This window comes from Phytohabitans sp. LZ39 (assembly GCF_059359075.1).
The window spans coordinates 1-21,738 of sequence record NZ_JCADBM010000008.1 but is presented as its reverse complement, the minus strand read 5'-3'; the positions used below and the strand labels follow the sequence as shown (position 1 = coordinate 21,738).

Sequence of the window (21,738 nt, the reverse complement as noted above, 5' to 3'; positions counted from 1 at the left end):
GGTCCGCCGCTGACGCGGTCCGGGCAAAAGATGTCCCGAAGGTCCCCGTCCGGCGCGGTCGCGGGCGAAGACGGCGACAGGTTCGCGGCGATCGGCAATTGTGACGGCGGGTTTTCCAACTCTTGACGAGCGTGCGTCGTGAGGGCTAGCTTCCGCTCATGACATCGATGTCATCGTGCTGATCTGCTGGCAGGAGGCACCGTGCGCGCGGTCAGGACCCATTTCGCTGCCAAAAATCAGGACAACGGTGCCGCCATCGGTACCGGAGCATCGTGTGCTCGCCGTCACGTCAGTGAGCTGGGTCTATGACCACGATGACATCGCGGCCGTTGCTGATCGGGGTCGACGCGGGCACCAGCCGGGTCAAGGCGATCGCCGTCGACGAGCGGGGTGACGTGCGGGGCGACGCCGAGCGGGCGACGCCGTGGCGGCACGACGGCGGGCGCACCGAGCTCGACCCCGTCGCCCTGGCGGACCTGGCCCGCGTCGTGGCCGCCGAGGCGGTCGGCGTCGGCGGCGGCACGGCGATCGGCGTCGGGGTGACCGGGATGGCCGAGACCGGCGTGCTCGTCGACGGCCGGGACCGCCCGCTCGCCCCCGCGATCGCCTGGCACGACCCGCGCGGCGACCTGGACACGATCGCGCGGGAGCTGGGCGCGGAGACGTTTCGCGCGACCACCGGGCTGCCGGTGACGCCGATGCCCTCGCTGGGCAAGCTGCTGTGGCTGCGCCGCACCCACCCGGACAGCAAGGCCGCCGCGCGGTTCTACTCGGTCGGCGAGTGGATCGTGCGGCGGCTCGGCGGCGCGCCGGTCGCGGAGCTCTCCCTGGCCAGCCGGACCGGCCTGCTCGACCTCGCCGGCCGGCGGCCGTGGGACGCCGCCACCGCCCTGCTCGACTGGCCGCCCCTGCTCGCCGACCTGGTCGTGGCCGGCACCCCGGTCGGCCGGGTCTCCGGCGACGGCGCGCCGCCGTCCCTGCGCGGCGCGGTGCTGACCGTGGCCGGCCACGACCACCAGGTCGCCGCGTACGGCGTCGGCGCCACCACCGACGGCGCCCTCTTCGACTCGCTGGGCACGGCCGAGGCGCTGGTCCGCACCGTCCGCCCGCCGCTCGCGCCGGCGGAGGTCGGCCGGCTCGTCGGCCACGGCATGTCGGTCGGCTGGGGCGTGGTCGCCGAGCACATGTGCGTCATGGCCGGGGTGCCGACCGGCCTCACGCTCGGGCGGGTCGCCACGCTGCTCGGCGCGGCGACACCGGCCGCCCGGGACGCACTCGGCGAGCAGGCCCTGTCCGCGCCGGACCACCCGATCCTGCGCCTCGTCGAGCCCCGCAACGGGCAGTTCGGCCTCGCCGGCATCAGCGACGGCGTCACGCCCGCCGTGCTCTGGCGTACCGCCGTCGAGGGTCTCGTCGCCGAGGCCGCGCGGCTGCTGGCGCTCGTCGACGCGCACGCCGGGCCGTACCGCGACGTCGTCGTGGCGGGCGGCTGGCTGCGCAACCCGGCGCTCCTGGCCGCGAAGCGGCGGCAGTACCCGGCGATGCGGACGACCGCGCTCCCGGAACCGGGCGCCTACGGCGCCGCGATGCTGGCCGCCGAGGCGGCCGGCGCACCCCTCCCAACCGCCTCCGGAAGGTAGTTCGCATGCCCACCACCCTCGACCAGATCGCCGGCGACGCGGGAACGTTCGCCATCCTCGCGATGGACCAGCGCGGCACGCTGCGCACGATGCTGGACAAGGCCGGCCGGCCCTCCGCCGACGAAGAGCTGAGCGACTTCAAGGTGGACGTGATCGGCGCGCTGTCGCCGTTCGCCTCCGGGGTGCTCACCGACGTCGAGTACGGCGTCGGCCCGGTGCGGTCCGCCGGCGCGCTCGACGCGCGGGCCGGCCTGCTCGTCTCCAGCGAGCGGTCACCGCAGCCCAGGTGGAACGGCGAGCACCGCACCGAGTACGACAGGGCCGGGCGCGGACCGACGTTCGTCGCGGAGCACGGCGGCGCCGCGCTCAAGTTCCTGGTCCGGTGGCGCCCCGACCGGCAGGGCGAGCCCGACCTCGCGGGGGAGGCCCTCGACGCGGTCCGGGCGGTGGTCGCCGACTGCCGGGCGTACGGCATGCCGTCCGTCATCGAGCCGCTGGTCACCGTGTACCCGGGTGAGGGCGAAGAGGAGAAGAAACGCCTGGTGATCCGCTCGGCCGAGCTGCTCGCCGGGCTGGGCCCGGACCTGCTGAAGCTGGAGTGGCCGGGCGACGCGGACGGCTGCCGCGAGGTGAGCAAGGTGTGCGGCGCCGTGCCGTGGGCGCTGCTGTCGGCCGGCGTCGCGTACGAGCGCTTCGTCGAGCGCGTGCTCACCGCCATGGACGCGGGCGCGAGCGGCTACATCGCCGGGCGGGCGTTCTGGGGCGAGGCCGTGGGGATGACCGGTGACGACCGGCGGCACTTCCTGCGCACCACGGCGGTGGACCGCATGGCCGCCCTCAACGCGGCCATCGAGGGGCACGGGCGCGGCTGGCGGGAGGTGCGCTCATGACCCCGGTGATCGGCGCCTACGGCGTGGTGAAGACCTTCGGCCACGTACGGGCGCTGCGCCACGCCTCGTTCGAGGCCATGCCCGGCGAGGTCACCGCGCTGGTCGGGGACAACGGCGCGGGCAAGTCGACGCTGACGAAGATCCTGGCCGGCGTGTTCGGCCCGGACGAGGGCGAGGTGCGCATCGACGGCGAGCCGGTGCGCCTGGCCGACCCGCACGACGCCAAGCGCCGCGGCATCGAGACCGTGTACCAGGATCTCGCGCTCGCGCCCGACCTCGACGCGGCGGCCAACGTGTTCCTCGGCCGGGAGGTGCGCCGGTTCCGGTTCCTGCACAACCACCCGGAGATGCGCCGGCGCACGGCGACCGCGTTCCGCGAGCTCGGCGTCGGGCTGGTGCAGGACATGCGGGCGCCGGTGGCGGCGTTCTCCGGCGGGCAGAAGCAGTCGGTGGCGATCGCACGGGCCGCGATGTGGGCCACCAAGGTCATCCTGATGGACGAGCCGACCGCCGCGCTCGGCGTCCTACAGACCGTCAAGGTCCTGGAGCTGGTCGAGCGGATCCGCGACCGGGGCATCGCGGTCGTGTTCATCTCGCACAACCTGCCGCAGGTGCTCCAGGTCGCCGACCGGATCGAGGTGCTGCGCCTCGGCGCCCGGGTGGCCCGCTTCCGGCGCGGCGAGGCCGACGTCGACCGGCTGATCGCCGCGATCTCCGGCGCGTACGCGAACGAGACCGGGGAGGCTTTGGAATGACGCAGACCAAGCCGACCGACCCCGACACCCAGGAGCCGGTGACCCCGAGCGTGCCGCTGGTGCGCGCGCTGCTGCGCAACCCGACGATGGTCACGTTCGCCGCGCTGCTGGTCATCATCGCGGCGTTCTCGGTGCTGGCGCCGGACACGTTCACCCAGCGCAGCAACTTCGTCCAGCTGGCGCAGAACGTGGCCATCCTGACCGTGGTCAGCGTCGGCACCACGTTCGTCGTGATCACCGCGGGCGTCGACCTGTCCATCCCGAGCGGAATCGTGCTGGGCGAGGTCTTCGCCGTACACGCGCTCCAGCTGATCGGCACCGGCGGCGGCAACACGGCGGCCGACGTCGCGGCGGACCAGTCCAAGAGCTGGTACGTCCTGGTCGCGTTCGCCGGTGCGCTGCTGGCCGGGCTCGTCATCGGCACGGTCAACGGCCTCGTGGTGGCGTACCTGAAGGTACCGCCGCTGCTCGCCACGCTCGGCACGCTCGGCGCCGGTCTCGGCGTGGCGCTGATCCTCCAGGACGGCGTGAACACCGCGACCTACGCCCTCGACCCGGTCGGGCACGGCGAGTGGATACCGGGCGTACCCAACCTGATCCCGATCGCGCTGCTGGTCGTGGTGGCCGGGTTCGTGCTGCTGCACATGGCCGTCTTCGGCCGGCACACGTTCGCGATCGGCTCCAACCCGGAGGCCGCGCGGCGGGCCGGCATCAACGTCGAACGGCACCTGCTCAAGGTCTACGTCATCGGCGGCACGGCGGCCGGGTTCGCCGGCTTCCTGTCGCTGGCGTACTTCTCCACCACCAGCATCGGCGGGCACTCCACCGACAACCTCCAGGCCATCACCGCGGTGGCGCTGGGCGGCACGAGCCTCTTCGGCGGCGTCGGTTCGATCATCGGCACCTTGATCGGCGTGTGGATCCCGGCGGTGCTCAAGAACGGATTCGTCATCACGGGGGTCCAGCCCTACTGGCAGGACGTCGCGGTGGGCCTGGTGCTCATCGTGGCGGTCTGGCTCGACCAGCTCCGGCGCCGTTCCCGCGACCGGGGCTGACACCCAACCCCACTTTTTTTGGAGGCACCGTGAGAAAGATCGTGGCGGCCGCGGCCGCCGGGGCACTGCTGCTGGCCGCCGGCTGCGCCGACGACTCCGGCGGCGGCTCGGACACCGGCAGTGGCAGCGCCTCAGGCAAGAAGTTCGTGCTCATGGTCGGCGTCAAGGGCGACCCGTTCTACATCTCGATGGAGTGCGGCGCCAAGGAGAAGGCCAAGGAGCTCGGCGTCGACCTCCAGGTGCAGGGCCCGGACAAGTTCGACGCCACGCTCCAGAACCCGCTGCTCGACGCCGTGGCCGCGGCCCGGCCGGCCGCGCTGCTCGTCGCGCCGAACGACGTCAAGGCGTCGGCCACGCCGCTCAAGCGGATCCAGGACGCGGGCAGCAAGGTGGTGCTCGTCGACACCACTGTGGACGACACGAGCATCGGCGCCTCCCGGATCGCCACCGACAACAAGCTCGGCGGTACGAAGGCGGCCGAAGCGCTCAACGAGCTGCTCGGCGGCGCCAAGGGCAAGGTGCTCGTCATCTCCACCGACCCCGGTGTGTCCTCTGTGGACGCACGGGTGGCGGGCTTCGAGGAGGCGGTGAAGACCAAGTACACGAACTTCACGCTCGCGGCCGCCACCCAGTACTCGCACAACTCCCCGCAGACCGCGGCCAGCATCATCCAGGCCGAGCTCCAGCGCAGCCCCGACATCGTCGGCGTCTTCGCCACCAACCTCTTCTCCGCGCAGGGCACCGCGACCGGCGTGCGCGCGGCCGGCAAGAGCAACCAGGTCAAGGTCGTCGGCTTCGACGCCGGCCCGGACCAGATCAAGCAGCTGGAGGCCGGTGACGTGCAGGCGCTGGTCGCCCAGAAGCCGTACGACATCGGGGTGCAGGGCGTCCAGCAGGCGGCGAACGCCCTGGAGGGCAAGACGGTGGAGACGAACATCGCCACCGAGTCGCTGATCGTCACCAAGGACAACCTCAACGACCCCGAGGTGAATAAGTACGTCTACAAGGACAAGTGCTGATCCACAAAGGACCCCGGGTGTACGTCGTCGCCGGTGCGCCGGCGACCGGCAAGAGCGTGTTCGGCGCGGCGCTGGCCCGCGCGGCCGGCGCCGCACCGCTCGACCAGGACGTGCTCACCGGCCCGTTGACCGCCGTCGTGGCCGCCCTCGTCGGTGCCGCGCCGAATGATCTCGACGATCCACGGGTACGGGCCGCGACCCGCACCGCCACCTACGACGCGCTGCTCGACACCGCCGCCGGGTGCCTCGCCGCCGGGTTGCCCGTGGTACTCGTGGCGCCGTTCACCGCGGAACGGTCCGACCCCGGCGCCTGGGCCGCGCTCGAGGCCCGCTTGGGCGCCCCCGGCGGCGCGGTGCTCGCCTGGACCACCTGCCCGCCCGCGGAGGTGGCCCGGCGGCTCGCCGCGCGGGGCTCGCCGCGCGACCGCCGCAAGCTCGCCGACCTCGACGGTTTCCTGCGCTCCGGCGCCCTCGACCCGCCGAAGGTGCCGCATGTGGTGGTGGACACCACGGCACCCCTGACACCGCGTATCGCGGCCATGCTCACCCGGTAGCCTGCCAACGGCTTCATTGGAGGACCCTTGCTCATCGCGACGCCCAACATCACCGTCGACCGGACGGTCCGGCTGCCCGAGCTGCGGCCGGGGAGCGTGCTGCGGCCGCGCCGCGCGGTCGTCACCGCGGGCGGCAAGGGGCTCAACGTGGGCCGGGTCTCCGCCGCGTTCGGGCACCGCTCCACGCTGGTCAGCTTCCAGCCGGACGGCGACGCCGCCACGGTCGCGCGGCTCTTCGCGGCCGAGCCGGTCGAGTTCGTGGGCGTCGCGGTGCCCGGCGACGTCCGGGTCGCCACGATCTACCTGGAGGACTCCGGGCGGGTGACCGTGCTCAACGAGCCCGGTCCGCAGATCGCCGCCGACGCGTGGGCCCGCTACGAGGACGCGATCGCCGCCGAGCTGGCCACTGGGCGGCACCGCACGCTGGTGTGCTCGGGCAGCCTGCCGCCGGGCGTGCCCGACGACGCGTACGGCCGGCTGACCCGCCTCGGGCACACCGCCGGCGTGCGGGTGGTCGTCGACGCGGCGCGGGCCGCGCTGGCCGGAGCCCTCGACGCCGGCCCGGACGTGGTCACCCCCAACCTCGCCGAGGCCGACGGCGTGCTGGCGGGCCACGAGGTCGAGTCGGTACACGAGGACGACCCTTCGGTGCCCGACCGGGCCGCCGCCGCGGTGCGTGAGCTGTGCCGCCGGGGCGCGCGGACGGCCGCGGTGACCGCCGGGGCGGCCGGCACGGCATACGGCGACGCGGGCGACGTCGCCTGGATACCCACGGTGGCGGTCGAGGTGGTCAACCCGATCGGCGCCGGCGACTCGTTCGTCGGCGGCCTCGTCGAGGCGTACGAGGAGGGGCGCGCCGGTGTCGACGCGGTCGTCTTCGCCGTCGCCACCGCGACCGCCTCCGTCGAGCGGGAGCTGGCCGGCGGCGTCGGCCCGGCCCGGGCCCGCGAGCTCGCCGCCACGCTGCGCCCGGGGGTGTTCCGGTCCGGGGAGCGGAGCGACGAGGGCGGAGCGCGCAGGCCGCCCGGGGCGGTCAGCGAGCACGGCCCCGCCCGTCTGGAGGCATGATGTCCCGCCGGCCCACCCTCCGCGACGTCTCGGTGCTGGCCGGGGTGAGCGCGAAGACCGTCTCCCGGGTCGTCAACGACGACCCGGCGGTGGCCCCGGACACGGCCGAGCGGGTGCGGGTCGCCATCCGCGAGCTGGGCTTCCACCCCAACCCGGTGGCCCGCTCGCTGCGCGTCGGCCGCGACGACGCGATCGGGCTCGTGGTCGAGAACATCGCCGACCCGTTCATGGCCGAGGTCACCGGCGCGGTGGAGGAGGTGGCCCGCGAACGCGGCATGTTCGTGGTCATCGCCAGCGCCGGCTACGCCCCCGAAAACGAGCGGATGGTCGTCAACGGCCTCACCAACCGCCGGGTCGCCGGCCTCATCATCACGCCCACGTCGGGCGACCACTCCTACCTGGGCCACGGACCGGTGCGCTTCCCGACGGTCTTCGTCGACCGCCCGCCGATCCAGCACGACTCCGACACCGTGCTAGCCGACAACGAGGGCGGCGCCAAGGCAGCCACCCAGCACGTGATCCAGCACGGCCACCGCCGGGTCGCGTTCATCGGCGACCGCCTGCACATCTACACCACCCGCCTGCGCTACCAGGGCTTCCGCGCGGCGATGGCCGAGGCCGGCCTGCCGGTCGACGAGCGGCTGGTCCGGGTCGACGCGATGGGCAGCCAAAACTCCACCGCCGCCACCATCGATCTGCTCACCTCGAACCCGACCCCCACCGCCGTCATCTCGGCGAACGCACGCACGTCGCTCGGCGTGGTCCGCGCCCTACACCAGCGCGACCGCACGGACATCGCGCACGTCAGCTTCGACGACTTCCAGGGCGCCGAGTCGCTGAGCCCGCCGGTGACGGCGATCTACCAGGACCCGCAAGGGCTCGGCCGGGCCGCCGCTACGCTGCTCTTCGACCGGATCAACGGCATGGACGGACCACCCCGGCGGGTGGTCCTGCCGGTCAAGCTCATCGTCCGCGGTTCCGGCGAGCTGCCCCCACCCCCGGACCCGGCGTAGGTATGTTTCCGGTGTACGGCGCGGCCCCGCAATCCGAAGGATCACGCGGTGGCCGTCTCACCTCCCGCCGCCACGCCGCACCACGATCCCGACACCGCGAAAAGGGCTCATAGCGTGAACCGACCATCCACGCGAGGCCGGCCCTGGGCACCCACCGACCGCACCGGCGGCCCACTCGACGACGTGTTCGACCTGGTGCGACAACACGTCCCAAGCTTCACCATCGAGCGCCTCACCGCGACTCATCCGGCCGACGACGACAACGTCTACTACCTGGGCGACCACGCCGGACCAGACCAAGTCCAGGTCGACTCAGCCGACCACGGCCAGCCACCGTTCCACATCGAGGCGAACGAACGCCTCAGCACCTCCGACCCCACCAAAGCAGCCGATACCATCCGCGCCTGGCTCACCAAGCACCAGCACCCAACCAGCCTCTAGCGCAGAGAGCTTTCGGAGTCGGGGTGACTTCGACGTCCTACTTTAGACAGAGATTTGAGCTACCGCGACGGGCGTCGCAGTAGCCCGGATCTGCGTCTTTGATTGGGGATCCGGGGCCGCGGCGACGGGTTGAGCGGCCGCCGGGCTCCAGGCCCGGCGGCCGCCGGTGTTTCACGGGGTCAGGCGTGCGTGGCGACGCGCCTGTTCTTGGTCAGTAGCGGCACGAGGTTGAGCAGCAGCCCCGCCAGCGCGACGCCGGTGACCAGGTTGATCCCCGGGTGGTAGTCGCCGAAGTCGACCGCCCCGCCCGGCCCGCTCACCGCGATCAGCGCGGTGACGACCGCCAGGACCAGCGCCGCGCCGACCTGGCCCGACGTCTGCACCAGGCCGGCCGCCAGCCCCTGCTCGGAGTCGTCGATGCCCTCGGTCGCCTGGGCCATGATCGAGCTGAAGCCGAAGGCGAACCCGCCGCCGAGCAGCAGCATGGTCGGGAAGACCGCGACGAGGTAGTGCGGCGTCGTGCCCGCGGTCAGCAGGAACCACACGTAGCCCAGGGTCATCGAGGCCATCGCGGTGTTGATGAGCCGCTGCGTCCCGTAGCGGTTGATGAGCCCGCCCATCAGCGGCGACGTGAACGCGACGAGCAGCCCGGCGGGCAGCAGCGCGAGCGCCACCCGCAGCGGCGACCAGCCCCGCACGTCCTGGAGGTACAGCGTCATCATGAACTGGAAGCTCAGGTACGAGCCCATGAGCGCGATGATGCTCACGTTGGCCCGGACGATCGAGCCGACCCGGAGGATGCCGAGCCGGATCAGCGGGTGGGCGATCCGGTTTTCGGTGACCACGAAGGCGACCAGCAGCGCTACCGCGGCCGCGGCCAGACCGAGCGTGATCGGGTCGAGCCAGCCGCGGTCCGGTGCGGAGACCACGGTGTACACGGCGAGCAGCATCCCGGACGTCAAGGTGGTCGCGCCGAGTATGTCGTGACCGCCGTCCGCGGCCGGCCGGTCGCGCGGGATCAGCATGGCGGCGAAGAGCAGTGCGGCGAGCGCGAGCGGCACGGGGATCAGGAAGGTCCACCGCCAGCCGAGGCTGGTGAGCAGGCCACCGAGGATGAGGCCGGACGAGTACCCGCTGGCGCCGAACACCGTAAAGATCGACAGTGCCCGGTTTCGGGCCGGCCCCTGGTGGAAGGTCGTGGTCAGGATGGACATGGCGGTCGGCGCGGTGAAGGCGGCCGCGAGACCCTTGACGAAGCGGGTGATGATCAGCAGCGTCCCGTCGTCGACGAGGCCGCCGACGAGCGAGGCCACCGCGAAGACGGCGAGCGCGATCAGGAAGACCCGCCGCCGGCCGAGCAGGTCGGCGGTGCGGCCGCCGAGCAGCAGCAGGCCGCCGTAGCCGAGCACGTAGCCGTTGACGATCCACTGGAGCGAGGTGGTGGACATGCCTAGGTCGGCACCGATGGACGGGAGCGCCACGCCGACCATCGAGACGTCGAGGCCGTCGAGGAACAGCACGGTGCAGAGGACCGCGAGCACACCCCAGAGGCGAGGCGTCCAGCGTTGCTCGACCGGCGCGGTCGACGGGATGGTCGCGGTGGCCGCGGGAGCGACGGATACTTCGGTGACAGACACCCGACGAACATTAGATGCGCGTGCATTGAATGTCCATGCACAGGTTCTCCGTGCATGTAATGCGGATGCATTGATCGGCCGGGTTCGGTATGCTGCCCCGATTTCGGCGTTCGCCCTGCTAGATGCGCTCACCGACCCCCTCGCGGGCCGCTCGGCGGGACGGATCCGGCCCTCCAGCGGCCGACTGTGATGATCGCCGCACCCCCGATCTAGAGAGCTTTCGGAGTCGAGGTCGTTTCGACCCTGAACCACAGAGAGATGTGAGCTAGCTAGTGGCCGTCACCGGTTCGAAGCTGGCCAGCAGCTCCTCCAGCGCGTGCTGGTCGGGGCCGACGAACGGGTCCGAGCCGGGCGCCTCGGCGAGCATGTCGAGGAAGTCGGTGGTGCGGCCCAGCGCCGGCGGCAGGTGCGTGCTGAGGAACGCGCGCGGCTCCATCGTCCGGAGCGGCTGGATGGTGTCCAGGTACTTGGCGCGGTCGACGGCGTGCACCCACGGGCTGTCGATGGTGGCCCACAGCAGCTGCCCGGCCCGCAGGGCGTCCCGGGGGACGTCGACCACGTCGGTGGCGCCGGCGAGGTCGCTGGTCGGCAGCGGCGCGCCGAAGCAGTCGGAGCTGAAGCACACGCCCGACCGGTCGTCGTAGAAGCCGACCGTGGCGGGGCTGTCGAACAGCGGCGGCCGGAAGCCGGTGAGGGTCCGGTCGCCCACGTCGAGCGTCTGGCCCGGGTTGAGCAGGTAGACCCGGTCGAGTGGCAGCGGCCGCTCGGTCGACATGATGCCGGCGCCGATGAACGTGGTGACCAGCCGTGCCTCGGGTGCGGCGTCGAGGAGGGCGAAGAGCCCGCCGGTGTGGTCGCGGTCGGGATGGGTCAGCCAGATCCACCGCACGTCCCGCGGATCGACCACCGACCCGAGTGCCTCGAGGAAGTCGCGGTCGGGCAGGCCGAGGCCGGTGTCGACGACGACGGGCTCGGCCGCGTGCAGGACGAACGCGTTGACCGCCAGGAAGCCGATGCCAGGCACGGGAAGCTGGTCGTTGAGGACGGTGACGTCGCGCCCGATTTGATGGATGTGCATCGGGTCCTCCTTCCAAGGAGGGAAGTCTGTCCGTTTCGAGAGGATTTTTCCTATATCAGGATGATCAGGTCCGGGTGGCGGTGTCAAGAGCGCAGCGGAGCGTGGCCGGCGTAGGCGCTGTCGAGCACGCCCTCGCCGGCGGTCAAGCCGGGCAGCTCGCGCTGGAGCACGGCGACGCTCGCCGCGGGCAGCAGCGCCTCCACCGTGACCTCGTCGCCGCGGGACCGCTGGGCCTCCACCGTGGCCGCGAGGGCGCTGAGGGCGGCGAGCACGGGGCCGAGCGCGGCCGCGGGCGCCTCGATGTGTACCCGGGAGATCGGCTCGCAGACCGTGGTGCCGGCGGCGGCCAGCGCCTGGTGGACCACGACCGGGGTGAGCTTGCGGAAGTCGGCGGCCGTGCTGAGCGGTCCACGGGTCGCGGGCGGGCCGTCCGGCGAGCTGTAGCCGGACCGGGTCATGGTGACCACGCAGTCGGTGACCGGCCAGCCGCGCGGCCCGCGGCGCAGCGCCTCGCGCACGTACCCGTCCATGCTCGCGGCGAACTCGGCCATGTTGCGGTAGACGAACAGCGGCACCGAGCGGTAGTCGACGGCCACGCGGACGTCCACACCGGACCCGGCGGCGGCCGGCTCGACGCGCAGCCCGACCGTGGCGCGGAAGGGGTTGTCCGGCGTGTTGAGGAGCGCGAGCGCCTCGCCGGCGCGGGTGGGCCGTTCGAGGTACAGCGGTGTCGTCTCGCGAAACCCGACCTCGATGCCGTAGTCGGCGGCGAGCGTCGCCTGGATGACCTCCTTCTGCACCTCGCCGTAGAGCGAGACGGCGAGCTGGCGCCCGGTCTCGTCGGTCCGCACGTCGATGAGCGGGTCCTGCTCGGCGAGCTGGGCGAGCGCTGTGCGCAGCGCGACGTGGTCGCCGGGCCGCGCCGGCTCGATGACCGCCTCCAATGTGGGCGGTGCGAAGTGCCCGCTCGCGGCGCCGGCCGGCGGCCGGCCGACCGGGTCGCCGACCTTGTGCGTGGACAGGCCCCACAGCTGGCCGATCTCCCCGGCCGAAACGGCCGGGCGCCGCACCCACCGGCCACTGTGGAACACGTTGATCGCGGTCACCTTGTCCGGCCCGGGCGGCAGCGGGTCTCTGATGTGGAGGGTGCCGGCGAACATGCGGACGTACGCGACCTTCTCGCCGGCGGCGCCGCGCTCGACCTTGAACACGGTGCCGCTCGCCGACCCACCGGCCTCGCCGCCCGCGGCCGGCAGCAGGTCGACGAGACCGTCCATGAGGGAGTCGACACCGGCGCCGGTAGCCGCGGAGCCCACGTAGAGCGGGTGCACCAGCGCCTGGGCGGTCTGCGCGGCGAGCTCCGCCCGCAGTACGCCCGGGGTGACGCGGCTCTCGTCCTCGACGTACGCGGCGAGCAGCCGCTCGCTGTGCGTGGCCAGCTTCTCCACCGCATCCGCGTCCATACCGGACGGTCCGACCTGGACGGTGCGCCCGCCCTCGCCGGCCTCGACGCGGCTCATCGGCACGGCGGTGACGGCGAGGCGGCGTTCGACCTCGGCCGTGACCCGGGCCACGTCGGCGCCGGGCCGGTCCACCTTGTTGAGGAAGAGCAGGGTCGGCACCCGCAGGCGGCGCAGCGCGCGCATTAGCACGCGGGTCTGCGGCTGCACGCCCTCGACCGCGGAGACGACGAGCACAGCGCCGTCCAACACGCCCAGGACGCGGTCGACCTCGGCCACGAAGTCGGGGTGCCCGGGGGTGTCGATTAGGTTGACCGCGGTGCCGCGGATGGGCAGCGACACCACCGCCGCCCGGATGGTGATGCCGCGCTGCCGCTCCAGGGCGAGGGAGTCGGTGCGCGTGGTGCCGTCGTCGACGCGGCCGATCTCGTCGATGACGCCGGCCGCGTGGAGCAGCCGCTCCGAGAGCGTCGTCTTACCGGCGTCGACGTGCGCCAGGATGCCGAGGTTGAGGATGCGTGCTGACAAGCGCCGTGCCCTTCGAATCGACCGGTACGGGTCCGAGAGAGAACGGCGTCGCTCGCATCATTGCCTCCTTCGCAGGTGATCGGGCCAGCGAAGCAGGGCCGCCCCATCAGGCGCAACCGAATAACCGTGCATGATCTACCTGTGCCTTTCACCGCCTCGCGGGCCCTGAGCCGCCGTACCGAGCGCTGGTTCGTGCGGCGCGGTGTGCCGACCATGATCGAGGGGTACGGTTTCGCCACCCACGTGCTGCCCCGGATGCTGCCCTCGCTGGCGTTGGTGGCGGTGGCCAGCCTGGCCTGGCTGGTGCCGCTGCGCGCCGCCGGCTCCGGCCGCTGGGTGCTCCTCGGCGGGGTGGTCGTGGCCACGCTGGCCGTGCGGTGGGCGCTGAGCGCGTTCGCCCGCCGCGGGCTGCACCTCACCCGGCGTACCACCGTGGCCGTCCTGATCGGGTACGCGCTGATGCCGGTGGCGGTACCCCTGCTCCAGCTCGCCGTCGACGGTGTGGTCACGCCACCCGGAAACGAGCTGGTCGGGGTGGTGGGCTTCGGCATCTTCTTCGCGGCGGTCTTCGCCGGCACGCTGCTGGCGACCACCTACGGCGTCGGCGCCCTGCTCGGCCGGGCGGTCCGGCACACGATCTACGACCTGCGCAACAGCGTGCACCTGCTCGGGCGGGCGCTGCCGGCGTTGCTGTTCGTCACGCTGTTCCTGTTCTTCACCGGCGAGCTGTGGCAGGCGATGAACCGGCTCGGGTGGTGGCGGCTGGTGCTGGTGGTCGCGCTGTTCGCCGCGGTCACCATCCTCGCCGCGGCGGCCCGCCTGCGCGACGAGATCGGCCGGGTGGAGCAGGACCTCAGCCCGCCCCGGCTGTCGGCCGCGTGCGCGGGCACGCCCCTCGCCGACGCGCCGGTCGACGAACTCGCGCCGGACGGCCCGCTCCGCGCGGTGCCGCTGAACGGCCGCCAGACGCGCAACCTGCTGCTGATGCTGGCGACCCGGCAGCTGGTGCAGGCCGCGGTGGTGGGGCTGGCGCTGTTCGGGTTCTTCCTCGTGCTCGGCGTGCTGGTGGTGACGCCGGAAACCGCGGAGCAGTGGATCGGTGCGGAGCCGGCGCGGTCGGCGCTCTTCCCCGCCGTGCCGGTGGCGCTGCTGCGCAACGCGACGCTCTTCGCCGGGTTCGGCAGCATGTACTTCGCCGTCACCTCGATGAGCGACGCCGACCACCGGCGGCAGTTCTTCTCGCCGATCATCGACGAGGTGGAGCGCACGCTCGCCGTCCGCGCGGTGTACCTCGCCGTCCGCGCTGATGCTCAGGGGAGAATGATCTAGGAGCGGACGTGGGCAAGCCGCCTCACGGCGGGTTGGGTTTGGTCTTGCACCGCGGGCCCGGCGGCCCGCGGGAGCATACGGTCTTCAGCTGACGCGGACGCGGGCGAAAACTCTAAGGCAGGACCGTGTCGAGCAGGGTGACGATCCGGGTGGCGTACGCACCGTCTTCGTCGAGGTCGGGGCGGAAGTCGGCCACGCTCACGCCGAGCAGGTGAGGTGAGGTGGCAAGGGGGCGCAGGGCGGCGGCGAGCGTGTCCCAGCCTGGGCCGCCGGGCTGCGGGTAGGTCACGGCGGGGAGCGCGGCCGGGTCGAGCACGTCCAGGTCGATGTGGAGCCACGCGCCGTGGGTGGTGCCGGTGAGCCAGTCGCGCGCCCGCTCGCCGGCGGCGGTGGGGTCGGCGGTGAGCGTGGCGGCGTCGATGCGGCGGAGCGCCGGGGGTACGCGGGCGACCTCGGCGGCCGACGCCGGGTCGAGGTCGGTGGTGCGGTGGCCGATCAGCACGGCGGCGTCCGGCGGGACCATCGGTGGCGGGCCGGCGAGCGACACCAGCGGCTCGGGGCCGTCGCCGGTCACCAGCGCGAGGTCGAGGTCGGCCGTCTCGCCGGTGTCCGAGTCGGCCGGGGACTGGTAGTCGGGATGGCCGTCGACGAACCACAGGCCCACCTGGCTCGACCCGGCGTCGAGCCTCGGGCCACCGGCCCGGATCGGGCCGGCATCCGGCGCCGGAGCGAGCGGACCGAGGGCGCCTCGCGCGCGCAGCGCCGGGACGATGCCGAGCAGGATGCTACAGTCGCCGCCCGCGACCAGCGGGCGGCGGTCGGGCGCGCGGGCGAGCAGGTCGGTGAGGGCTGTGGTGAGCGCGTGCGCGGCGCGGCGGGTGTCGTCGAGCGCGCGGACGCCGGTGGCCGGGTCGCGGGCGGTGCTCGTGACGGCGGTGGCGGCGTCGCCCGCGTCGAGGCCGACCAGGTCGCCCAGGCCGGCGGCGCGGAGCGCGGCGGGCGCGCTGGCCTCGCCGCGGCCCTCACCCGAGCAGTCCCACGGCGCGCCGAGCAGCGCCCAAGCCGAGGCGTCCACCCGCCCCACCCTACGCGGATGGGAGGGCCTTGACCGGCCGAGACCGAAACGCATAGATTTGGGTCACTGCGGGATTCCGGGCATCCGTGCCGGTCGGTCATGACCGGCGGTTCCTCGTTGCCCCAGGTCCATCAAGGAGTGCCCGCATGTCCGCAACGCCCCCCGCCGAAGAAGAGGAGCCCAACGCTCCGGCGCACCACCGCAAGGTGCTGCGCCTCGATCGCCACGGCCGCACGATGATCGCCGCGACGGTCGTCTGCGTGTGCCTGGCGGCGGCCACGCTGGTCGCCTCGGCGCTCGACCTCGTCGGGCCGGCGCAGGACGCGGGCGCCACCGCCAACCGGGCCGGGCCGGCCTACCTCGACGCGGCGCAGCCGGTGCCGGCGCGGGTCGCCGACCTGCTCGGGCGGATGACGCTCGAAGACAAGCTGGGCCAGCTCGCCCAGGTCGACCGGGCCGCGCTGACCAGCCCGCAGGACATCGCCGCGTACCGGATCGGGTCGGTGCTGTCCGGCGGCGGCTCGGCGCCGGCCGACAACACGCCGACCGGGTGGGCGGACATGTACGACGGGTTCCAGAGCGCGGCGCAGGCCACGCCGCTCGGCATCCCGATCATCTACGGCGTCGACGCCGTGCACGGCCACAACAACGTGCGCGGCGCGACGATGTTTCCGCACAACATCGGGCTCGGCGCCAGCCGCGACCCGGGGCTGGCGCAGGCGGTCGGCCGGGCCACTGCCGAGGAGGTCGCCGGCACCGGCATCGACTGGACCTTCGCGCCCTGCCTGTGTGTGGCGCGCAACGACCGGTGGGGGCGCACGTACGAGTCGTTCGGCGAGCAGGCCGAGATCCCGACCGCGATGACCTCGATCATCGGCGGCTTCCAGGGCACCAACCTCGGCGAGCCCACCTCGATCCTCGCCACCGCGAAGCACTACGTCGGCGACGGCGGTACCACCGGCGGCCGCGACCAGGGCAACACGGAGATCTCCGAGGCCGAGCTGCGCTCGACCCACCTCCCACCGTTCCAGGCGGCCGTCGCGCAGGGCGTGGGCTCCATCATGGTCTCCTTCAGCAGCTGGAACGGGCAGAAGCTGCACAGCCACAAGCGCCTGCTCACCGACATCCTCAAGGGCGAGCTGGCGTTCCAGGGTTTCGTGGTCTCGGACTGGGCGGGCATCGACCAGATCGACGGCCAGCGCGGCTTCACCGGCGCGGAGATCTCCGCCGCCGTCAACGCGGGCATCGACATGGTGATGGTGCCGACGGACTACCGGCAGTTCCTCCAGCTGCTGCGCGGCGAGGTGGACGCCGGCCGCATCACGATGGAGCGGATCGACGACGCCAACCGCCGCATCCTGACCAAGAAGTTCGAGCTGGGCCTGTTCGAGCGGCGCTTCGCCGACCGGGGGCTGACCTCCACCGTGGGCAACCAGGCGCACCGCGACCTGGCCCGCGACGCGGTACGCAAGTCGCAGGTGCTGCTCAAGAACGAGGGCGGGGTCCTGCCGCTGGCCAAGAGCGGCGGCAAGATCTTCGTGGCCGGCAAGAGCGCCGACGACATCGGCCTCCAGTCTGGCGGCTGGACGATCTCGTGGCAGGGCGCGGCCGGCAACATCACGCCGGGCACCACGATCCTCCAGGGCATCCGCGCGACGGTCGGCTCCGGCGCCACCGTCACGTACAACCGGGACGGCACCGGCATCGACTCCTCGTACCGGGCCGCGATCGCGGTCGTGGGCGAGACCCCGTACGCGGAGGGGCAGGGCGACCGCACCGGCGCGATGGGGCTCGACAGCGCCGACCTGGCCGTGCTGACGCGGCTGCGCGCCTCGGGCGTACCCGTGACCGTGGTCCTGGTCTCCGGCCGCCCGCTCGACATCGCCGCGCAGGTCGACGGGTGGGCGGCACTGGTCGCCGCGTGGCTGCCCGGCACCGAGGGGCAGGGCGTCGCCGACGTGCTGTTCGGCGACTACAACCCGACGGCGAAGCTGCCGGTGACCTGGATGCGGAGCGTCTCCCAGCAGCCGATCAACGTGGGCGACGGCAAGCCGCCCCTGTTCGCGTACGGCTTCGGCCTCAACTACCCGGGCCGGCCCACGACGCCCTCGCCGTCGGTCCCGACGACCCGGCCGGCGCAGACCACCCCACCCGCCCCGACGACCCCGCCGGCACCAACCACGCGACCCGCGACGACCACCCGGCCACCGGCCACCACCGCCGTGCCGACGACGCCGGCCGGAGGCACGCTCTCGTGCACCGTCAAGTACACGGTGAGCAACCAGTGGGCCAACGGCTTCGTCGCCGAGGTGCGGGTCAGCGCGGGCTCGGCGCCGGTGAACGGGTGGACGCTGCGGTTCACGTTCCCGGGCGACCAGGCCGTCACCAACGCCTGGAACGCGAGCGTCACGCAGAGCGGCAGCCAGGTCTCCGCCGCCAGCCAGGAGTACAACGCGAACATCCCGGCCGGCGGCAGCGCCACGTTCGGCTTCCAGGCCAGCTACAGCGGCACCAACCCGGCACCCACCGGCGCCACCCTCAACGGCACGGCGTGCGCCAGCGGCTAGGCCTGGTTCACAGGTCGCGGCGGCGGAAGGAGACCGCGGCGAGCCCGAGGATCAGGGTGACCCAGACGGCGGCCCAGGCGACGTAGGGGACGGTGAGGCCGGCGTCGCTCAGAAACGGCTGACCGCGCAGCTCGGCGAACTGCGACAGCAGGTTCGGCTCCTGGAAGGAGCTCATCGCACCCCGCCAGAGGCCGTCGGTCGGCAGGATCATGCGGGAGACGGTGCCGACCCGGGCGACGCTCTCGTTGCCGAGGGCGTCGCCGAGCCCGCCGACCACGCCCGCGATCCAGGTGGCGCCGAAGAGGCCGACGGCGACGATGCCGGACGCCATGGGCGAGATCGCGGTCGACAGCAGCAGCCCGAGCGTGAGCAGCACCGCGGTCTGCGCGGCGAGCAGCGCCAGCCCGACGACCGGGCTCGGCGGCCAGTACCCCATCGTCACCCACACGATGAGGAACTGGGTCAGCCCGGCGAGTGCCACGAAGACGCCGCCGAACGTGACCAACCCCAGCCACTTGCCCAGCAGCACCGCCTCGCGGCGGATCGGCCGGGCCAGGATGGCGAGCGCGGTGCCCGACTCCATCTCGCCGGCCATCGTGGGGCCGGCGAGGAACGCGGTGCCGAGCGCGGCGATCATGCTGAGCCCGAACATGACCAGGTTGAGGACCACGGATGCGGCGATGCGCGCCTCACCGCTGGTCAGCCCGCCGAACTCGGCGTCCAGCCGGTAGAAGCCCCAGGCGCTGAGCGACAGCAGCACGACCGTCATGACGGCGAGCGAGCGCAACACCTTGCGGCGGGCGGCCTCGCGCAGCGTGAGGGCGGCGATGGTGAGCACGATCCGGGCGTTCATCGGTGGTCACTCCCCGCGCGAAGGATGTCCAGCAGGCGTTCTTCGAGGCTGATGCGGCCGGGCTCGACGGCGTGTACGCGAACGCCCAGCCGGACCAGGTCGGCGACGAGATCGGGCACGACGCCGACGTCCGGGAGGGCGACGGTGAAGTCGTCCCCGGTGCGGGTGAGCTGCCCCTCGGCGGCCAGCCGGGCCTCCGCCTCCGGGCCGACCCCGTCGAGCCGCAGCCGCAGCTCGCGCTGGCCGAGCAGCTCGGCGAGGGTGCCGGACGCGGCGACCTTGCCCTTGTCGAGGATGACGACCCGGTCGCAGACCCGCTCCACCTCGCCGATGAGGTGCGAGTTGAGCAGCACGGCGACCTGGCGTTCCTTCAGCGACAGCAGCAGGTCGCGCACGTCGGCCCGGCCGAGCGGGTCGAGCGCGCTGGTCGGCTCGTCGAGCACGATCAGCTCGGGGCGGGCCACCAGCGCGACGGCCAGCCCGAGGCGCTGCTGCATTCCCTTGGAGAAACCACCCACCCGGTCTCCGGCGCGGTCGGCGAGACCGACGGTCGCCAGGCACTCGCGGCGCTCCTCCTCCGGCACGGTCACGCCGGCGAGCCGTACGTGCAGCGCCATCACCTCGGCGGCGGACAGCCACGGCTGGTACCGGAACAGCTCCGGCAGGTAGCCGACCCGGGCCCGCGCCCGCGGGTCGCGCGCCGGCCGCCCGAGCAGCAGCACGTCGCCCGCGTCCGGCCGCACCAGGCCGAGGAGCATCTTGATGACGGTGGTCTTGCCGGCGCCGTTCGGCCCGAGCAGGCCGAGCACCTCGCCGCGGTCGACGGTGAACGACACGTCGTCGACCGCCGTCTGCCGCCGGTACCGCTTGCGCAGGCCCGAGCACCACACCGCCCGCGACGGGGGCAGCTCGTCGAGCAGCTGCCGCGTGGCCGTGGATCCGGCCGTCATCGGTCCCACCTCAGGTCGCGCGCGACGGACAGGACCTCGTCGGCGCTCAGCGAGCCGGCCACCGCGGTGAGCACACCCTCGTCGACCCAGACCACGCCGGCCATCGTGCGGTCCTTGGAGGTGAGCACCGTGGCCGGCCGCCCGCCCACGTCGGCGGACGTCGTGGTCTGCGCGTCGCTCGACACGAACAGCGGCAGCGTCGTCCCGTCGCCGGAGAAGCCGCGCAGCTGCGACGCGATGTTCTCCGGCACGCCGGGCAGCGACAGCACGTAGTCGCGGGCCGTCTCGAACGGTATGCCCGAGGAGTACGCGGTGGGCGCGATCGCCCGGACCACGACCATGGCCGGCACGGGGCGACCCTCGGCCCAGACCGCGGCGAGCCCCGGCCCGGCGGTCAGCCGGAACTTCGCGCCGTCCAGCCCCGGCGGCGGCGGTGGCAGCGCCCGCGCGGTCGTACCCACCGCCTCGGCGGCCTTCTCCACCGAGAACGTGAGGATCGCGCTGGCCCGGCCGGCCGCGTAGTAGGCGGGCTGCCCGGTCACCCCGCGAGGCAGGTCACCCACCCGCGGGACGGAGAGGCCGGTGGCCTTCTCGGCCTCCGCCGCGTCGGCGACCCGGCGCGGGTCGATCCGCTCGGTGACCACCATCTCGCCCAGCGCGTCGAGCTCGGGAATCTTGACCAGGTCGGCCTCGGGCGCGGTGACCGGGGCGATCCGCTCGGCGTGGAAGATCGGCAGCCAGTCCGCCGCGGCGGCCGCGGTGGCCCCGGTGACCAGCGCGACGGCGCCGACCACGGCGACCACCGGGCTGCGCAGCGCGTTGCGCCAGCGTCGGCCAGGGGCGGCCGCGGTGGCCCGGCGCGGCGCCTCGACGGCGACGGCGTTCGACAGCCGCCGCCACCCCGCGTCGACGTCCGCGGTGACCTCGACGTCCAATGCCGCGCCGGCGGCCACCGCGTCCCGCTCGGCGGCGGCCAGCCCGGACAGGCACACCGCACATCCGGCGACATGCTCGCGGTCGGTGTCGGCGACCCCGGCCGGCTCGTCCAGGAGCCGGCGCAGTGTGCCGTCAGTCGGATGACGCATGACGGTTCAACTCCTCGCGAAGGGCGGACTCGGCGCGCCGCACGGTGGTGCCCACGCTGCCGGGTGAAAGATCGAGGGCGGCGGCGACCTCGGCGTAGCTGAGGCCGCTGTGCCGCAGGACGAGCGCGACAGCCTGCCGCCGCGGCAGCCGCGCCAGCGCCGCCCGCACCCGGCGGCGCTCGTCGAGCGTCACGACCGCGTCGGCGACATCCGGACCCACGGCGCCGCCGTCCCCGGCGGCCTCCTCGCGGGAGGCACGCCGCCGGCCCGAGCGGAGGTGGTTGAGCGCGGTGTGCGCCGCGGCCACCGACAGCCACCGCGACGCCTCACCGGCCGGCACCGAAGACCGCCCGAACGTCAGGAACACCTCCTGCGCCACGTCCTCCGCCCCCTCCCGGGAGCCGAGCACGCGGGCGGCGACGGCGACGACCCGCGGGTAGGTCGCGCGAAAGACCTCTTCGAGGTCGGCCCGGACGGACCTCGACACCATGCCGTCCTTCCGCTCACCCCGCCCGGCGACGGCGGCTCTCACATCACCGGCCAGGGCATGCCCAACAACGTCCACATCTGTACAGCACCGCCGGCCACCCATGTGTGACAAGCCGCCGCGCCGCGATGCCTCTTCGCCCGCTCGGCTCTCTCCGGAGATTTGAGCTACCGCGACGATGCTCCTATGGTTGTCAAGCGGCGGGGTCAGGGTCGTTTGTTGTGATGATTTGGTAGAGCTCGCGGGCGATGTAC

19 protein-coding genes are annotated in these 21,738 nt (G+C 73.2%); 11 read left to right on the top strand and 8 right to left on the bottom strand.

Annotated elements, in window-relative coordinates; translation table 11 throughout:
• Window positions 1-305 precede the first annotated feature (305 nt).
• From AC5L36_RS17155 to AC5L36_RS17115, 9 genes are all read left to right on the top strand, one after another.
• Entirely contained in the window at window positions 306-1,640 is a 1,335-nt protein-coding gene (locus AC5L36_RS17155) for an FGGY-family carbohydrate kinase (protein ID WP_441224987.1), read from the top strand.
• A gap of 5 nt (window positions 1,641-1,645) precedes the next feature.
• Window positions 1,646-2,530, top strand: a complete 885-nt coding sequence (locus tag AC5L36_RS17150) for a hypothetical protein (protein ID WP_441224988.1) — start codon at window positions 1,646-1,648, stop codon at window positions 2,528-2,530.
• Window positions 2,527-3,285 (top strand): ATP-binding cassette domain-containing protein, encoded by a 759-nt coding sequence (locus AC5L36_RS17145; protein ID WP_441224990.1) that lies wholly within the window; start codon window positions 2,527-2,529, stop codon window positions 3,283-3,285. The genes AC5L36_RS17150 and AC5L36_RS17145 overlap by 4 nt, the downstream gene beginning before the upstream one ends.
• On the top strand, window positions 3,282-4,340 hold the full coding sequence (locus tag AC5L36_RS17140) for an ABC transporter permease (RefSeq protein WP_441224992.1): 1,059 nt from the start codon (window positions 3,282-3,284) through the stop codon (window positions 4,338-4,340). Before AC5L36_RS17145 ends, AC5L36_RS17140 begins: the two co-directional genes overlap by 4 nt.
• Before the next feature lie 29 nt (window positions 4,341-4,369).
• On the top strand, window positions 4,370-5,359 hold the full coding sequence (locus AC5L36_RS17135; protein WP_441224993.1) for an ABC transporter substrate-binding protein: 990 nt from the start codon (window positions 4,370-4,372) through the stop codon (window positions 5,357-5,359).
• 17 nt (window positions 5,360-5,376) lie between these two features.
• The gene (locus AC5L36_RS17130) at window positions 5,377-5,913 is read left to right on the top strand and encodes a P-loop nucleotide/nucleoside kinase family protein (protein ID WP_441224995.1); all 537 of its coding nucleotides are present in this window, start codon (window positions 5,377-5,379) and stop codon (window positions 5,911-5,913) included.
• A 27-nt stretch (window positions 5,914-5,940) separates the two neighbouring features.
• Window positions 5,941-6,981: a 1-phosphofructokinase family hexose kinase gene (locus tag AC5L36_RS17125; protein WP_441224997.1), complete on the top strand. Its 1,041-nt coding sequence runs from the start codon at window positions 5,941-5,943 to the stop codon at window positions 6,979-6,981.
• A complete protein-coding gene (locus AC5L36_RS17120) occupies window positions 6,981-7,994 on the top strand; it encodes a LacI family DNA-binding transcriptional regulator (RefSeq protein WP_441224999.1) in 1,014 nt (337 codons plus the stop codon). Before AC5L36_RS17125 ends, AC5L36_RS17120 begins: the two co-directional genes overlap by 1 nt.
• A gap of 114 nt (window positions 7,995-8,108) precedes the next feature.
• Window positions 8,109-8,435, top strand: a complete 327-nt coding sequence (locus tag AC5L36_RS17115) for a hypothetical protein (protein WP_441225001.1) — start codon at window positions 8,109-8,111, stop codon at window positions 8,433-8,435.
• A gap of 179 nt (window positions 8,436-8,614) precedes the next feature.
• Here the strand turns inward: AC5L36_RS17115 and AC5L36_RS17110 are convergent, their stop codons facing one another.
• The 3 genes from AC5L36_RS17110 to AC5L36_RS17100 form a co-directional block, all read right to left on the bottom strand.
• Window positions 8,615-10,072: an MFS transporter gene (locus AC5L36_RS17110; RefSeq protein WP_441225003.1), complete on the bottom strand. Its 1,458-nt coding sequence runs from the start codon at window positions 10,070-10,072 to the stop codon at window positions 8,615-8,617.
• Between the two features lie 265 nt (window positions 10,073-10,337).
• On the bottom strand, window positions 10,338-11,150 hold the full coding sequence (locus tag AC5L36_RS17105; RefSeq protein ID WP_441225005.1) for an MBL fold metallo-hydrolase: 813 nt from the start codon (window positions 11,148-11,150) through the stop codon (window positions 10,338-10,340).
• 83 nt (window positions 11,151-11,233) lie between these two features.
• Window positions 11,234-13,138 (bottom strand): GTP-binding protein, encoded by a 1,905-nt coding sequence (locus AC5L36_RS17100; protein WP_441225006.1) that lies wholly within the window; start codon window positions 13,136-13,138, stop codon window positions 11,234-11,236.
• 141 nt (window positions 13,139-13,279) lie between these two features.
• On the opposite strand from AC5L36_RS17100, the gene AC5L36_RS17095 reads away from it, so the two are divergent.
• Window positions 13,280-14,467 (top strand): hypothetical protein, encoded by a 1,188-nt coding sequence (locus AC5L36_RS17095; RefSeq protein ID WP_441225007.1) that lies wholly within the window; start codon window positions 13,280-13,282, stop codon window positions 14,465-14,467.
• A 112-nt stretch (window positions 14,468-14,579) separates the two neighbouring features.
• Here the strand turns inward: AC5L36_RS17095 and AC5L36_RS17090 are convergent, their stop codons facing one another.
• Complete coding sequence (locus AC5L36_RS17090) at window positions 14,580-15,542, bottom strand: arginase family protein (RefSeq protein ID WP_441225009.1); 963 nt, start codon at window positions 15,540-15,542, stop codon at window positions 14,580-14,582.
• A gap of 146 nt (window positions 15,543-15,688) precedes the next feature.
• Here AC5L36_RS17090 and AC5L36_RS17085 point away from each other — a divergent pair, with 146 nt between their 5' ends.
• Entirely contained in the window at window positions 15,689-18,109 is a 2,421-nt protein-coding gene (locus AC5L36_RS17085; RefSeq protein ID WP_441225011.1) for a glycoside hydrolase family 3 N-terminal domain-containing protein, read from the top strand.
• A gap of 7 nt (window positions 18,110-18,116) precedes the next feature.
• Here the strand turns inward: AC5L36_RS17085 and AC5L36_RS17080 are convergent, their stop codons facing one another.
• The 4 genes from AC5L36_RS17080 to AC5L36_RS17065 are packed head-to-tail and all read right to left on the bottom strand — an operon-like array spanning window position 18,117 to window position 21,484.
• On the bottom strand, window positions 18,117-18,962 hold the full coding sequence (locus AC5L36_RS17080; protein WP_441225013.1) for an ABC transporter permease: 846 nt from the start codon (window positions 18,960-18,962) through the stop codon (window positions 18,117-18,119).
• Window positions 18,959-19,912, bottom strand: a complete 954-nt coding sequence (locus AC5L36_RS17075; RefSeq protein ID WP_441225015.1) for an ABC transporter ATP-binding protein — start codon at window positions 19,910-19,912, stop codon at window positions 18,959-18,961. Before AC5L36_RS17075 ends, AC5L36_RS17080 begins: the two co-directional genes overlap by 4 nt.
• Window positions 19,909-20,997 carry a hypothetical protein gene (locus AC5L36_RS17070; RefSeq protein ID WP_441225017.1) on the bottom strand — a complete coding sequence of 363 codons (1,089 nt, stop codon included), beginning with the start codon at window positions 20,995-20,997 and terminating at the stop codon, window positions 19,909-19,911. Before AC5L36_RS17070 ends, AC5L36_RS17075 begins: the two co-directional genes overlap by 4 nt.
• Window positions 20,981-21,484, bottom strand: coding sequence for a sigma-70 family RNA polymerase sigma factor (locus tag AC5L36_RS17065; protein ID WP_441225019.1), 504 nt, complete (start codon window positions 21,482-21,484; stop codon window positions 20,981-20,983). Before AC5L36_RS17065 ends, AC5L36_RS17070 begins: the two co-directional genes overlap by 17 nt.
• Between the last annotated feature and the right edge of the window lie 254 nt (window positions 21,485-21,738).

Bases quoted from the DNA above. Each gene is read 5' to 3' on its own strand.
- AC5L36_RS17155 (WP_441224987.1), top strand. From the start codon at position 306: ATGACCACGATGACATCGCGGCCGTTGCTGATCGGGGTCGACGCGGGC.
- AC5L36_RS17150 (WP_441224988.1), top strand. From the start codon at position 1,646: ATGCCCACCACCCTCGACCAGATCGCCGGCGACGCGGGAACGTTCGCC.
- AC5L36_RS17145 (WP_441224990.1), top strand. From the start codon at position 2,527: ATGACCCCGGTGATCGGCGCCTACGGCGTGGTGAAGACCTTCGGCCAC.
- AC5L36_RS17140 (WP_441224992.1), top strand. From the start codon at position 3,282: ATGACGCAGACCAAGCCGACCGACCCCGACACCCAGGAGCCGGTGACC.
- AC5L36_RS17120 (WP_441224999.1), top strand. From the start codon at position 6,981: ATGTCCCGCCGGCCCACCCTCCGCGACGTCTCGGTGCTGGCCGGGGTG.
- AC5L36_RS17105 (WP_441225005.1), bottom strand. From the start codon at position 11,150: ATGCACATCCATCAAATCGGGCGCGACGTCACCGTCCTCAACGACCAG.
- AC5L36_RS17085 (WP_441225011.1), top strand. From the start codon at position 15,689: ATGTCCGCAACGCCCCCCGCCGAAGAAGAGGAGCCCAACGCTCCGGCG.
- AC5L36_RS17080 (WP_441225013.1), bottom strand. From the start codon at position 18,962: ATGAACGCCCGGATCGTGCTCACCATCGCCGCCCTCACGCTGCGCGAG.
- AC5L36_RS17075 (WP_441225015.1), bottom strand. From the start codon at position 19,912: ATGACGGCCGGATCCACGGCCACGCGGCAGCTGCTCGACGAGCTGCCC.
- AC5L36_RS17070 (WP_441225017.1), bottom strand. From the start codon at position 20,997: ATGCGTCATCCGACTGACGGCACACTGCGCCGGCTCCTGGACGAGCCG.